Origin of the sequence: Gottfriedia sp. NPDC056225, assembly GCF_042267765.1 — a bacterium.
GTDB lineage: Bacteria > Bacillota > Bacilli > Bacillales > Bacillaceae_G > Gottfriedia.
Map to the genome: position 1 here is coordinate 34,620 of NZ_JBHJTJ010000019.1, position 14,041 is coordinate 48,660.

Annotated in this window: 11 protein-coding genes; 2 read left to right on the forward strand and 9 right to left on the reverse strand. The window is 34.8% G+C overall.

Annotated features, from left to right (window positions below):
• Positions 1-178: 178 nt before the first annotated feature.
• The 3 genes from ACFCYN_RS13830 to ACFCYN_RS13840 form a co-directional block, all read right to left on the reverse strand.
• Positions 179-4,474, reverse strand: a complete 4,296-nt coding sequence (locus tag ACFCYN_RS13830; protein ID WP_375949876.1) for a S8 family serine peptidase — start codon at positions 4,472-4,474, stop codon at positions 179-181.
• A 230-nt stretch (positions 4,475-4,704) separates the two neighbouring features.
• On the reverse strand, positions 4,705-5,472 hold the full coding sequence (locus ACFCYN_RS13835; RefSeq protein ID WP_375949878.1) for an SDR family NAD(P)-dependent oxidoreductase: 768 nt from the start codon (positions 5,470-5,472) through the stop codon (positions 4,705-4,707).
• A gap of 46 nt (positions 5,473-5,518) precedes the next feature.
• The gene (locus tag ACFCYN_RS13840; protein WP_375949880.1) at positions 5,519-6,268 is read right to left on the reverse strand and encodes an SDR family NAD(P)-dependent oxidoreductase; all 750 of its coding nucleotides are present in this window, start codon (positions 6,266-6,268) and stop codon (positions 5,519-5,521) included.
• 112 nt (positions 6,269-6,380) lie between these two features.
• Here ACFCYN_RS13840 and ACFCYN_RS13845 point away from each other — a divergent pair, with 112 nt between their 5' ends.
• The gene (locus ACFCYN_RS13845) at positions 6,381-7,289 is read left to right on the forward strand and encodes a LysR family transcriptional regulator (protein WP_375949881.1); all 909 of its coding nucleotides are present in this window, start codon (positions 6,381-6,383) and stop codon (positions 7,287-7,289) included.
• Positions 7,290-7,473: 184 nt separating this feature from the next.
• On the opposite strand, the gene ACFCYN_RS13850 is transcribed toward ACFCYN_RS13845, so the two are convergent.
• The 5 genes from ACFCYN_RS13850 to ACFCYN_RS13870 form a co-directional block, all read right to left on the reverse strand.
• Positions 7,474-8,070 carry a hypothetical protein gene (locus tag ACFCYN_RS13850; protein ID WP_172445558.1) on the reverse strand — a complete coding sequence of 199 codons (597 nt, stop codon included), beginning with the start codon at positions 8,068-8,070 and terminating at the stop codon, positions 7,474-7,476.
• Between the two features lie 63 nt (positions 8,071-8,133).
• Positions 8,134-8,493, reverse strand: coding sequence for an acetate--CoA ligase family protein (locus ACFCYN_RS13855; RefSeq protein ID WP_375949882.1), 360 nt, complete (start codon positions 8,491-8,493; stop codon positions 8,134-8,136).
• 179 nt (positions 8,494-8,672) lie between these two features.
• Positions 8,673-9,812, reverse strand: coding sequence for an acyl-CoA dehydrogenase family protein (locus ACFCYN_RS13860; RefSeq protein WP_375949884.1), 1,140 nt, complete (start codon positions 9,810-9,812; stop codon positions 8,673-8,675).
• A 9-nt stretch (positions 9,813-9,821) separates the two neighbouring features.
• Positions 9,822-10,685 carry a 3-hydroxyacyl-CoA dehydrogenase family protein gene (locus ACFCYN_RS13865; protein WP_375949885.1) on the reverse strand — a complete coding sequence of 288 codons (864 nt, stop codon included), beginning with the start codon at positions 10,683-10,685 and terminating at the stop codon, positions 9,822-9,824.
• Positions 10,657-11,832, reverse strand: a complete 1,176-nt coding sequence (locus tag ACFCYN_RS13870) for a thiolase family protein (protein ID WP_375949887.1) — start codon at positions 11,830-11,832, stop codon at positions 10,657-10,659. Before ACFCYN_RS13870 ends, ACFCYN_RS13865 begins: the two co-directional genes overlap by 29 nt.
• Before the next feature lie 175 nt (positions 11,833-12,007).
• Between ACFCYN_RS13870 and ACFCYN_RS13875 the strand changes: the two genes are divergently transcribed.
• The gene (locus ACFCYN_RS13875; RefSeq protein WP_375949889.1) at positions 12,008-12,793 is read left to right on the forward strand and encodes an alpha/beta fold hydrolase; all 786 of its coding nucleotides are present in this window, start codon (positions 12,008-12,010) and stop codon (positions 12,791-12,793) included.
• A 48-nt stretch (positions 12,794-12,841) separates the two neighbouring features.
• On the opposite strand, the gene ACFCYN_RS13880 is transcribed toward ACFCYN_RS13875, so the two are convergent.
• The gene (locus tag ACFCYN_RS13880) at positions 12,842-13,900 is read right to left on the reverse strand and encodes an alpha/beta fold hydrolase (protein ID WP_216854210.1); all 1,059 of its coding nucleotides are present in this window, start codon (positions 13,898-13,900) and stop codon (positions 12,842-12,844) included.
• Positions 13,901-14,041: the final 141 nt, after the last annotated feature.

Here is a 14,041-nt window from a genome sequence, read left to right on the forward strand (position 1 = left end):
CTCCGTATGCTGCTATATTGGTTGGCGAACAGAAAATAGTTTAGCACCTCGGGGGAATTTTTTTAATACCTCGCTGCAAGCTTTTTAGAGCCCTAGGCCTAGCCTAGGGTTTACGTTTCCACAAAAAAATCGGTAACGATCATTGATCGTCACCGATTAAAGATTACCTATTATTCTATTACTCTAAACCAAGATCAATTAAAACATCATCTACAGTTTCGCCTTTATATTTCTTAACTGCTTTTGGTGAATTGTCAACAAATGGGTTTTGCATTAGGTAGTTATTAATTACGTACTGCATATCTTTCTCATCAACCACTCCATCATAGTTGATATCAGCATCACGTTTATTTGTACCCCAATAAGTTTGAATGTATAAAGCATCTTTTACGTCAATTACATTATCTTTATTGACATCTCCACCAGGGATATAGCTATAATCAACTGGTTTAGATCCAGCTGTCACTTTACCGTCTTCTTTCAAACCAACTGTAAAATCTTTCTTGAATGTGAAGTGTCCTGGCACGTCAATTGATAATGTAAATGGTTTATCTGTGATTGGTAACCTAGATGTAAAACCATTTGGAGAAATTGAGCTAAATCCTAAAGGATCAGCTACTCCGTATTCTTTTCCATCGGAATCTTTCACACTAATTTTTGTACCGGCTTTGTTAAAATCAATCTTTTTCGCAACAAGTTCTCCTGCTGTGTTAATTCCTGTAACTAATCCTTCCGCCTGAACTGCCCCCCTCATTAGAGAATAAGTAGGTGTAATGTAGAAATAAGGTTGAATACCTTGAGTTGTTACCTTACTATCATCTACATTAGTATAGACAGCACTAAAGAATCTAGATGACCCATTCGGATCTTCAAACTGCATTCCGCCTTTGTAGTATTTATCTTTTGCTTTAAACGTTAGGTCTACTAAAGAAGTATCTCCAGTAATTCCTGTAGTCGCTAGGTCACCAAGTGCAGTTGCCGTAATCGTCATTTTATTGTAAGTATTGTTGAATGGTGTAGATGTATATTGAACATCTAGTTTTCCACTAAATGTACCATGTGACTTAACATTCACAACATCTAGGTACTGGGCTGGATATAGGAATGAGTATTCCGCTTTTTTCACTTTCGTTGCAATATTTTTTGTTGAGAACGTTAATGTTGTTGAATCACCCATGTTAATTCTTTGTTTATCGGCAATTGCTGTAGAATAAGCAGTACCTTTTTTCACAAAGTATACGTCTTTAAAACTTCCATAATTTTCTACAGTTGATTTATCTCTGTCGTAGAAATCATACTCTGTAATTGGTAATGATATTGGGCCAGCTGTAGCTAATGGAATAGTCGAATTGAAATTCCCATTTTGGTCTACAGGAATATTAATTTCATTCGAATTATTTGGATTATAATAATACATTTTATTTTCGCCTTGTGAAGCACTAATTCCCGCTGCTTGCATTTCAGCTATGTCTTTATCGAACGCATTACCTGTTACTGTAACAGTTTTGTCAGTTGAGTTAGCAGTTTCAACGATTTGTCCTGCTTCATAGTTCAACGTTACCTTTGGCTCTTTTACTCCATAATAAACTGGAGCGTCACTCGCGAAGGTTTCACCTTTATCATTTGTACCAACCATTCGTATTTTCCATAATCCAGGGTCAATTTCCTTATAATCAAAAGTAATTGGACTATCTGGGTTTCCTGTTAAAGGATAATATTGACCGTTGTTCAATACACCGCGGAAATAATACTCAATATTCTCATCCGCACCCATTCCATCAGCTGTGCCTAGGTAACCAATTTCTTCGTTTGTTTTTGGATCGACAAGGAAGAAGTCAAACGTACGCATGTGAGATTTTAGTTTAAAGTCTACTCCAATTGACCACTTTGTTGCATTGCTACCTGCTTCATAAGGTAGAGTGAACGCAGCTGGGTCTCCTTTTACATAATCAATACCCGAATCTACTGTATGAATTGCAAATGGTACTTTATACGTTTCATCAGGGTTCTTTTGATTTGTGTACACCACATACCCTTCATAAGTACCAAGTTTAGCACTCTTAGGAACGTTGATTGTCGCATCCATATTCGCACTGCTGTATCGTTTCACTTTTATAGATGATTTCACATCTAATGTAACGCCATTAGTAGCTGCATCTTGGTCTGCTCTAGAGTCATTTGTAAAGCGTGCATCCAATGTTTGGAATTGTACTTTTACATCATATGTTTTATCTTCAGAGCTTTTATTAAATAAAGTCATTGAACGTTGATCTGTAATAGCCTTACCATCAGCAGCTTGTTCACCAAAGCTTAAAGCTCCAGTAATATTTTTAATTGTTTTGATTCCTTTACTTGCAAGTGTAGCACTACCCGCATCTTTTGCATTACTGCTTAACGTTTTCGTCTGGTCTTTCACTTGAATTTCCGTCCCAGCATGAACGGCTTTGTACGGATCTACTAGACCTGCCCCTACTTCATATACACTATATTTATCATTTAATGGATCGGCTGTATTCATTAGTGTCGCCTTAATATCTGCAGGCGTCATATCCGGGTGTGCTTGTTTTAACAATGCCGCTACCCCAGAAACATTCGGTGTAGCCATCGATGTACCAGATAAGCGTTCATATGCATATTGATAATCAGTTAATGCATTTCCATTATCATCCTTATGCATATAAGAAGGTACAGTTGAGAAGACAGAAACCCCTGGTGCTGTTACTTCTGGTTTAATATCATACAACACACGAGATGGACCTCTAGAACTAAAGTCTGCTAATTTATTACCTTGTGTGACAGTTTGACTCATATTACCGAATGTAAAGTCGATTGAAGCATCTAACTTTGCTACTGTTAACGGTAAATCACCAGTAATAGCATAACCTTGTTTACTGCTTATTAAAAAGGTTGGGATATAACCAACTGTATTTCCTAAAAATACATCTTGTAATGTATCGTTATCTGCATTGCTTAAAATAACGGCTTTTGCTCCATGCTTTTTAGCAGTAGTGACGATATCTGCTAAAGATACGCTACCACGTTTTGCAACAACAATTTTTCCATTCACATCTCTTGGAATCGTATATTGACCATTTGCATCGCGTTTATAGTACGAAACATCTGTGCCAACTCCTACATTTACCAATTTATATGTTTGACCCTGTAAATCTGCTACGTTATCAGAATATCCTTGTGCAGCTAGTTTCATAGCAACTGATGTATCACCTGTTGATGGATGAGCAGTTCCTGAAAATTGTGGAATGGTAACAGACGTATCACTTGCCCCAACTGTGATTGCCAAAGGAGCATTTCCTGGAGTACCTAATGTATACATTTTATTACCAGAATTTCCTGCTGCAACAACTGCTGTTACCCCTGTAAGGACGGCATTATTTACTGCAATAGCCGTAGGGTATAATGGGTCATTATAGTTTGCTCCAAGTGACATACTGATGATATCCATTCCATCTGAAACTGCTTTGTCAATACCTGCTAAAATTGCTGAAGTTTGACCAGATCCATATGCACCTAGAACACGATAAGAGTAAATATCAGCATCAGGTGCAACGCCTGTTACAGAATAGTCCGCATTGTTTTTACCTTGTCCCGCAATGATTCCAGCTACATGTGTTCCATGCTCTGTATAATAGGCTTCACCACCACTTGTTTCAGGTAGTCCTGATTTCTGCCAATCCGCATATGTTGTTTCCATCGGGTCATTATCATTATCAACAAAATCGTATCCACCTTTAAAAGCACCTTTTAAATCTGGATGATTATAATCGATACCAGTATCAATAATACCAACTTTTACGCCTTTTCCTGTATAACCTTCTTGATGAAGTTTTTCAACGCCAGGGAACGTTACCATCGAATGAGTTGAAGATTGTTGTTCAGTAGTCGTTAGTTCTTTAGTAGATGGATCATCCAACTGAACTTGTAAATCGCTCCACACTGCTTGTACCGCACTAGATTTAAGCAAACTTTTTACTTTATTAGAAGGGAGTGTCATAGCAACTCCGTTAAATGCTTTTTTGTAAGAACGCTTAATTTTGTATGGATTTTTCTTCTCTTTTAACTCTTTACTAAAAATCGTTTTTAAATCATGTTGAAATGTGTCATGAGAAGCATCTACTTTTGCTTGTGCATCTGCTTCAGAAAGAGTTGATCCATCTACTTGTGCAACCATTACTGCTGTATTTGCTGGCTTGTCCTTAAATTCAACGATAACAGAAGTAGTCGCATCGCTTGTTAAATCCACATCAGCAGATACTTGAAGCCCTTCTTTATCACTGATTTTTAATTGTTTAATCGCCTCACGTTGTGCTGGTGTAAGAGCTGATAAAACTTGTTCTACTTTTGAAACTGTTTGTGCATGAACATTGTGTGTAATAGACATCGGATTAAATACGCTAGCTACAAGACCTGTTGTAAGTGCCACTGTTGTAACATTTTTTTTGATATTGTTTTTCATCTTTTCCCTTCTTCCTCTCTGTTGATATTTTCATTATATTCAAAATTGACAGAATTTTTTGTTTCTAAAATTTTGTCAAATTACATTTTTTTCGCATCTAGATTTTTACGAAAAACAAAAAAATAAAAAAAATACACTTTAACTCAACTTATAACAGTTAAATCTAAAGTGTACTTTCAATTCGTTTGGGCATTTTTATAGATGATTTAAATACTTATTTGAATAAAAGATTAATATTCAGCATGCGCTTTAAAACCAGTAAGACCATCATCTAACATAACTGTACTTCCATTTACAACATTTGCTTCTTTCATTGCTAATAAGCAAACCATTCCTGCTATATCTTCTTGTTCAATAAATTCTTTTCTCATTTGGAAATTTTTATATAAATCTTCTACACCTTTTTCTTTTAATACATTAGTGATTGGTGTTCTAACAAAACCTGGAGCCACACAAACAACACGGATTCCATGTGGAGCAAGATCAAGAGCTGATGTTTTTGTCATCATTACAACTGCCCCTTTAGAAGCATTGTAAGCTAGTGCCCCTCTATTTGCTAAATAACCATAAACTGAACCATTATTAATGATTACACCTTTTACCCCAAGTTCAATCATTTTTTTACTAGCACATGCGATACCATAAGCCACTCCATGTTGATTTACAGCAATAACTTTTTGGTAAATTTCTTCATCAAAATCATTAATTAGATTCGTGGCACCAATACCAGCATTATTAAACATAACGTTGATCGTTCCATAAGTTTTAACTGTAAAATCTACTAATGACTCTACTTCTGCAAAATTAGTAGTGTCTACCTTAAAAGCAACAGCTTCTCCACCCAATGCTTTAATTTGCTCTACTGTTTCAATTGCTCCCGCTTCGTTAAAGTCAGCTACGACAACCTTTGCACCCTCTTTTGTATATTTTAATGCAGTAGCTTTTCCAATTCCAGAAGCTCCACCTGTAATAACTGCAACTTTATCTTTTAATAACATATAGTTTCCCCCCATTTAACATAGTCCATATTTAAAAACTTATTATTTAAGCGGTCATACCACCGTCAGCGACCATTTCTGTTCCAGTAATATAGCTAGACTCATCAGACGCAAGGAATAGTACTAAGTTTGCGATTTCCTCAGGAGTACCTAATCGTTTTAAAGGAATTGTTTTTGCTAATTGTTCATTAGATGCGTTTACACTAGATGCTAAATCTGAACCCATAGCTGTTTCAATAACACCTGGGTGAATCGAGTTTACACGAATTTGATCAGTAGCAACTTCTTTAGCCAAATCTTTTGTCATAATACGTACAGCGCCTTTACTTGCACCATATAAAGTTGCATTAGCAGTACCTTTCAATCCGGCAACTGAGGACGTATTAATGATTGATCCGCCTTTTTGTTCGCGCATAAATGGTACAGTGTGTTTCATGCCTAAGAAAACACCTGTTACATTGATACCAAGTAAGCGATTCCATTCTTCTGTTTCATATTCAGTAACAGGTTTTGAACTAAAAATACCTGCATTATTGAATAAAATATCAATTGAACCAAAGTTTTTCTTTGTTTCATTTACAACATTAATCCAATCCGTCTCTAGCTGCACATTATGTTTAATAAAAACGACAGATTCAGAAATTTTTTTCATTTCATCTAAAGTTTTATTGCCTGCTTCTTCATTAATATCTGTAAAGACAACTTTAGCGCCTTGTTCTAAAAACTTTTGAACAGTCGCTTTACCAATTCCGTTGGCTCCGCCTGTTACGATTGCAGTTTTATTTAATAATCTCAATCAAAACATCCCCTTTTTATATTTTCGTTTTTATTTTAACAGTATTTTTTGTTAAGATATATTTAAACATTCTTATATTTCCATTAGCTTAACTAATGACAAAGGAGCCAAAATGAATATAGAACAAATTCAATATGTAGTAGAAGTAGCTAAAACAAAATCAATCACAACAGCTTCATATAATCTACATGTAACCCAATCTGCTATTAGCCAATCGATTTCTAATTTAGAAACTGAATTAGGTATTAAATTATTTACAAGATCCAGAAACGGTGCAGTACCAACATCAGAAGGGAAAAATATTATTTTAAAGATGTTAGACGTCATTTCATCAATAGAGGAAATTAAGGAAGAAGCCAACAATCAAAATGGTATAACTGTTGGTGAACTTCGAATCGCAGCAATTCCTATTGGAATGGAGATTTTAATCAATACAATCTCAAATTTCAAAAAGGATTATCCTAATGTTCAAATTCAAATTTCTGAAAAAGGATCAGGCGATATATTAGAGGATATTCATCAGAATAAGGTGGATATTGGATTAATTGGATTAAATGAAAATATGGATAAAAAATATGCAGGGCTTACCTTCACAAAATTTTGGGAAGGTCATATTGTTGTTTTTGTTGGTAAAAACTCTCCATTATCTTCATTTAAAAAGGTTCCTGCCAAGGAGTTGTTAAAGTATCCATTCGTACTATATAACGAGGAATATGTAAATGAATTTGTCGATCATTTTAATCGATCAATTGGTAAAATTGATGTATGGTTTAAAACAAATAATACTAGTGCATTATCAAGAGCTTTAAAAGATGATTTAGCAATTTCAGCAGGCTATGACCTTTCATTCAGAGGACTTCCCCAAAATGAAAAGCATGATCTATCCCTTCTTGAAATTGAAGATTTTGTTCAAGATTCAAAATCTGTTGGTTGGATTCAAAAAGAATCGAAAAGTAATTCTCTCATTTCAAAAGAATTTATCAATCTGTATATTAATGAATTTAAGAAAAGAAATTTTTAACTCAATAAAACTATACTCTCATTTCTGTTTTATACCATTAAAGACCATAAAAAAGACCCAAACCTAAATAGGTTTGAGTCTTCTCATTCTTAAAATCTAGTTTGTAAAAATAAAGATAGATTGCCTAACATAATGGTAGTAGTAGGGTTCCATTTTTAAGACAAACTCTCTTCAAACAATTTAATTAAGAATGAGTTTGATTGTTAAAGCGATAGATATTATTTACTTGTGTGAATAACAAACGAACACGATCTTCCATTCGATGATTGATATTTTGATGACTTGTTCTAAATTTGTTTAAATAATTATCTGTAACAACAGACCATTCATTGCTTCTTTCAATTACATAGTCAATGTACGTTTCACTATTTTCCTTCAAATTCTTTTCTACTTTATCAATCAAATTAAATGATGAATTTAATGGAGTTAACATTATTTTTTCTAATTTACGATTTGTTCCATCAGCTGGTTGTTCAATCGTTTCTGTATCAGATGAATCACTTGTTTTTTCAATCTTGTTTTTAAATCGTTTTAAGATAGAACTATTATTCATATTACTAACATCAACTAAAAAAGCTTTTAATGTTTCACGATATTCTTCATTAAACTTTGTTGTTTTATTTAGTGTATCTACAATCCCTCTAAGTCTTTGCTCTCGACGACTTCTTGAAAGTGATAAAGAGTTTTCATATTGATCCCACAATGTTTCAAAAAATGGATCTAAAAAATATTGTTCCTCTGTTTTTTTGTTTTCTTTTGATTTATTCACTTTTTGACTCATTTTTTCTCCTCCTATTTTCTTTTAGCTGCCAGGATTCTTGACCACATCATTCGACAAGACCAATCATTTCAACAAGAAATCCTGCCTACTGTATAATTTTTTTATCAATACTCCCTCAATACTAACTTTAGGAAATTTTTCTATTACTTCCATCATCATTTCACTATAATTTTTTCTAAGCTCGTTTTCATTTTGAATATTGGATTTTACGATTTCATCAACTAATTCCAAATGAATTTCCTTTGACAACATTTTCATCACCACAGGATATCCTATCTGTTTCGCTGCTTGACAGGCCTCATCTTCAAATTCGATTTGAAATTCATCATCAAACTGTCCATCACAAATCTGTAATTCCGACTTCCTTTTCAAATTTATTTTTCCGAGAAAATTCTCATTATTTCGTAGACGCTTATTCTCCATGATCGCTTTATTCTCCTACCTAATCTTATTTGGAATTATTTATTTTTTAAAATTAAATAAAACCTAAAATTAATTAAACTTCATTAGGAGTACAATTTACGGACTATAAGCTTAACCTCCTATCTGTTCACTGAGGAATAAAACTTTAACAATCTCTTAAGGTATTACCAACTTTATTGTTAGTCTCGTAAAATGTGATTACCGATAATAATACGCTGTATTTGGTTCGTCCCCTCATAAATTTGGGTAATTTTTGCATCGCGCATCATTCTCTCTACTGGATAATCCTTTATATATCCATATCCTCCTAATAACTGAACAGCATCAGTAGTAACCTTCATTGCTACATCTGACGCAAAACATTTTGCCATTGAGGAATAAGGTGCTATATTAGTTTCATTCTGATCTATCATACTAGCAGCCTTATAAACAAGTAATCTGGCAGCTTCAATTTGCATTTTCATATCTGCTAGCATCGATTGGACCATTTGAAAACTAGCGATTGGTTTCCCAAATTGTTTTCGTTCTTTCACATAATTAACAGAGTAATCAAATGCACCTTTGGCAATCCCCACTGCTTGCGCTCCTACAACTGGTCTAGTTTCATTAAACACATTCATAAGAATCTTAAATCCTTCACCTTCATGACCTAGTATGTTATGTTTTGGAACCTTTACATCTTCTAAAAATACTTCTCTTGTCGCAGAACCTCGAATGCCCATTTTGTCTTCTTTTTTCCCAAACTTTAAACCAGGTGAATCTTTTTCTACAACAAATAAGGTAATTCCATTTGTTCGATCTTGTGATGTACGTGTGACAAACACATAAATATCAGAGTCACCCGCGTTCGTAATAAAAACTTTTTGCCCGTTTAAAATATACTCGTCTCCATATCTTTTAGCAGTTGTAGTAGCACTTGCTACATCAGAGCCTGCACCAGGTTCAGTAATACCAAAGGATCCGAGTACCTCACCTTTGGCAAGCGGAGTGACAAATTGCTTCTTTTGTTCATTTGTCCCTGCAATTAAAAAGGGTGCAATCGTTAACGCCTGTGTAGATAAAGCAACGGATGTCGATGCGCAAGAAGCTGCTATCTCTTCTATCGTCGCAACATGACTTAGCATATCCCCTCCGGAGCCTCCAAACATTTCAGGTACATTTACTCCAAATAATCCATTCTGTGCTAATATTCGGATGTTGTCCCATGGTGTTTCGCCTAATCGGTCTACTTCAGCAGCCTTTGGTTCAATGTGAGTTTTCGCTATTTTCCGAGCTACTTCTTGTATCATTTGTTGCTCTACTCCAAGAATCAACCCCATCCCTCCCTTTTAATATTTATAAAATCCTTTACCGCTTTTTTTACCTAAATGTCCCGCTTCTACCATACGTTTTAATAATGGACATGGTCTATATTTTGAATCATTAAACCCTTCATATAAACTTTCTAATGTAAATAGTAAAACATCAATTCCTACATAGTCCGATAATCTTAAAGGACCGATTGGATGGTTAGCACCTAACATCATGCCCTTATCTATCTCTTCAACTTCATTTCCTTCCATCACTAAAAAAGCTGCTTCGTTTAACATTGGCACTAATACACGATTTACAGTAAATCCAGGATAATCGTTTGCAATGATAATTTGTTTTTGCAATCTTTCTCCAACTTCGCGAATTACTTGCACCGTTTCATCACTTGTATTGACAGAACGAACAATCTCCACTAGTTTCATTTTAGGAACTGGGCTAAAAAAGTGCATTCCTACAACTTTATCAGGACGAGAAGTAACAGATCCAATCGCAGCAATAGAAAGTGATGAAGTATTACTTGCAAGAATGGCATGTTCTGGCATTAACGTATCTAATTCCTTAAATATTTCTTGTTTTATTGCTAGTTTTTCTGGAACTGCTTCAATTGCAAAATCGCAATATTTAGAATTTTGTAAGTCTGTTGTTGTATAAATGTTGTCTAGAGTTCGTTTCATTTGCGACTCATTAATCTGCTCCATTTGAAACAACTTAAGGAGATTTGTTCTGATTTGATGCATAGCTCTTTCTAAATCTGCTAAGGTTCGATCAACTAACGTCACCTGAAAACCATTTTGTGCAGCAATTTGAGCAATGCCCGTACCCATTAAACCACTACCAACTATTGCGACACGATTAAACGGTTTCGATAATAATTGAGACACCTTGACCACCTCCTACACATAAGGATGCCAACCCTAATTGTTTCTTTTGACGTCTTAGTTCGTGAACAAGAGTAACCAATATACGAGCACCTGAACACCCCACTGGATGACCTAGTGCAATCGCTCCACCATTTACATTGATTTTCTCCTCAGGTAAGCCGAGCTCTTTTTGTACAGCCAATACTTGTACAGCAAACGCTTCATTTAATTCTGCGAGATCAATATCTTCTATTGTAAGATTTGCAAGTGCTAATGCTTTCCTAGTTGCCGGAACTGGTCCGATTCCCATAATTGATGGTGAAACAGCTGCACTTGCAACTGAACGAATTTTAGCAAGTGGTTTTAAGTTATATTCCCTTACCGCTTGTTCGGAAGCAACGATTAGAGCAGCTGCACCATCATTTATACCTGAGGAATTCCCTGCCGTTACTGTTCCGTTTTGTTTAAATGCTGGTTTAAGATTTTGTAATTTTTGTAGAGTAGTATCCCTTATATATTCGTCCTCATTAAATAAAATTGTACCTTGCTTTCCTTTAAGCTCTACAGGGACAATCTCTTCCTGAAATTTACCAAGCGCTCTAGCAAGTAATGCTTTCTTCTGACTTTCTAAAGCAAAAGCATCCTGCTCTTCACGAGAAATGTTATAGCGTTCTACTAAATTTTCTGCTGTAATCCCCATATGATATCCTTCTATAGCACAGTGCAACCCATCATGAAGAAGTGCATCAACTGTAGTTAAATCTCCCATCTTTTTGCCCCACCTTGAATCAAATAACAAATGAGGCACATTACTCATACTTTCTGTTCCACCTGCTATAACGATATTTGAATCACCGGATACTATTTGGTGGTATGCTAATGTAACAGCTCGGAGCCCTGAAGCACATTGTTTGTCAATTGTTATAGCTGGTAAAGACACTGGTAAACCCGCATGGATTGCAGCTTGCCTGGCTGGATTACCTTTAAGTCCCGCCTTGAAAACATTACCAAGAACTACTTCATCTATGCATTCTGCAGGAAGATTAGAACGTTTCCAAGACTCCTTTACCACAGTACTAGCAAGTTGTACTGCTCCTACATTTTTAAGTGAACCTCCAAAATTCCCGATTGGAGTTCTTACTGCCTCTACTAAGTAAACGTCTCTCATTTTTTTACCTCACTTTCTTCAATTAATTGTCATCCTAAGCAAAAATGCTCATACTTGTAATTTACATATATGTGTCATATATCAAAAAAAAAGGAAATAATTATAATAGATAGAATTTATTAAACAAATATAGTTTATAAAAATTACAAAAAACTATAAATTGGTGGTGGTTTGCATGTATGAAGCCGTAGTTGATCAAAGTAAAATGCCATATTTGCGAATGGGCAAAGGTGAACCTTTAGTTCTACTTCATGGGTTATCTTCATGTAAAGAAAGCTGGTTTAAACAATTTGAGTTATCTAGCCATTACGATCTTATTATTCCGGATTTTAGAGGTCATGGCGATAACCAAACATTTGAAGGAGTTACAATTGAAAATTTTGCGAAAGACGTTATCTGCTTACTTGAGCAATTGAAAATTGAAAACGCACACATTTGCGGCTTATCAATGGGTGGTATTGTTGCACAGGAAATTTATCGACAAGCCCCTGAAAAGTGTAAATCTTTAATTCTTACGTGTACTACTTATTCTGCCTTTAAACCATATAGCAGCCCACTTTTCAAATATGTAAAAACTCGTTCACAATATTTACCTACAAGTCTTAGAAAAAAGATTACAGCTAGGAGTTGTTTTTATTCTTGGAATAAAGAAAATATGGATGCAATTGATTATTTTTATAGACCAAAAGAAGGTGTCCCTTTTGCAATGGATTCCATAAAAAATATAGAATACCGTTCACTTTTACCAACGATTAAAGTACCGACACTAATCATTGGAGCGCAATATGATACATTACTCCCAGTTTGGATTCAAATATGCATGCATGAAATGATTCCAAATTCCGAATTAGTCATCCTTAAAAATACAGGTCATGCTGCTAAAATTGAATCAGCAAAAGAATATAATGAATCGATAAAAGCTTTTTTAAGTAAACATCCACCTACTAATAAGGCGGGTTAGAAGCAAAAGGGGGGAAAACACCCCTCTTTTTTATTGTCCGCTTTCCACTTATGAACGTTCTTTTAACCATTGATCTGCTATCCCAGCAAGTTTACCTGTAAGGGCCAAATTTATGTGTCCAGCTTCTACTTTTTGAAAGGTCTTGTCTTCACTAGAAACTAAATCCATGATTGGTCGACTTTGTTCTTCCAGGACTAAATTATCGTTTTTAGACGAGATTGCTAATAAATTTGACTTTATATTTTTTAAGTCTACCTTTTTACCTCTTACCGAAAATTCTCCTTTAATTACTTTATTTTCGATAATAATATCATTCATTATTTGACGGAATGTTTCTCCTGCAAATGGAACCTGGTCATTCATCCAATTGTTAATACGACTCCAGCTTTTAACAAACCGTTTATCATCAGCTCGGGCAAGTAGATTAACGTATGGACTATTGTTAATTGGAGAATTGAAAGCTTGAAACAATCCGTAAACTAGCCAAGCTGGAAGTATACCGTATACATCTATCCAGCGATCCATATTTAATGTTCCTTGTTTTAAACCTTCTAGCCATTTGTCTGGAAGAGTGTTCACACTCCAATCAATAGGGACAGTGGCCACAATTAGATTTTTTATTGGTTCCTCTGCGATAGCAGCATAAATGGAAGCAAGTACACCACCTAAACAATAACCAAGTAACGTAATTTCATTAGCTGACGAATGTCGTAATGCACGTTGGACCCCTTTTTTAATGAAGTCGTCAATATAATCCTCTAGATTCATCTCTTTATCTTCGTATCCTTGAATTCCCCAATCTAATAAATACACCTCATATCCAAGTTTCACCAAGCCTTCTACCACACTAGCACCTGGAGCAAAATCTAAAATATAAGGTCGATTCAGTAAAGAGAAAATTAAAAAGATCGGAACTTCATACTTTTTTTCTTCAGGTGGATAGTAATATAAGGTTGCCTTATTTTTTTTCCATACTTTTTGTTTAGGAGTAGGGTAAATTTTTGGCTTAGGTTTATTCATTACATTAAGAACCTCATTCCATCTATTTAACTCTTTTTCAAAATCAAGAGATGGAATGTTATTTTTATTTTCGGTAGTAGTTACCAAAATTGCGCCCCCTTTTTGTAAAATTATTTAGAGTTTGAAAATGTTAGTTCAAGCTCTTGTTCTACAGGTTTCTCTTTATTTCGTTCATTCATAAACATTAGTAGAATTGAAATCTCTTCTTTTAAACCATAGAAATTAGAC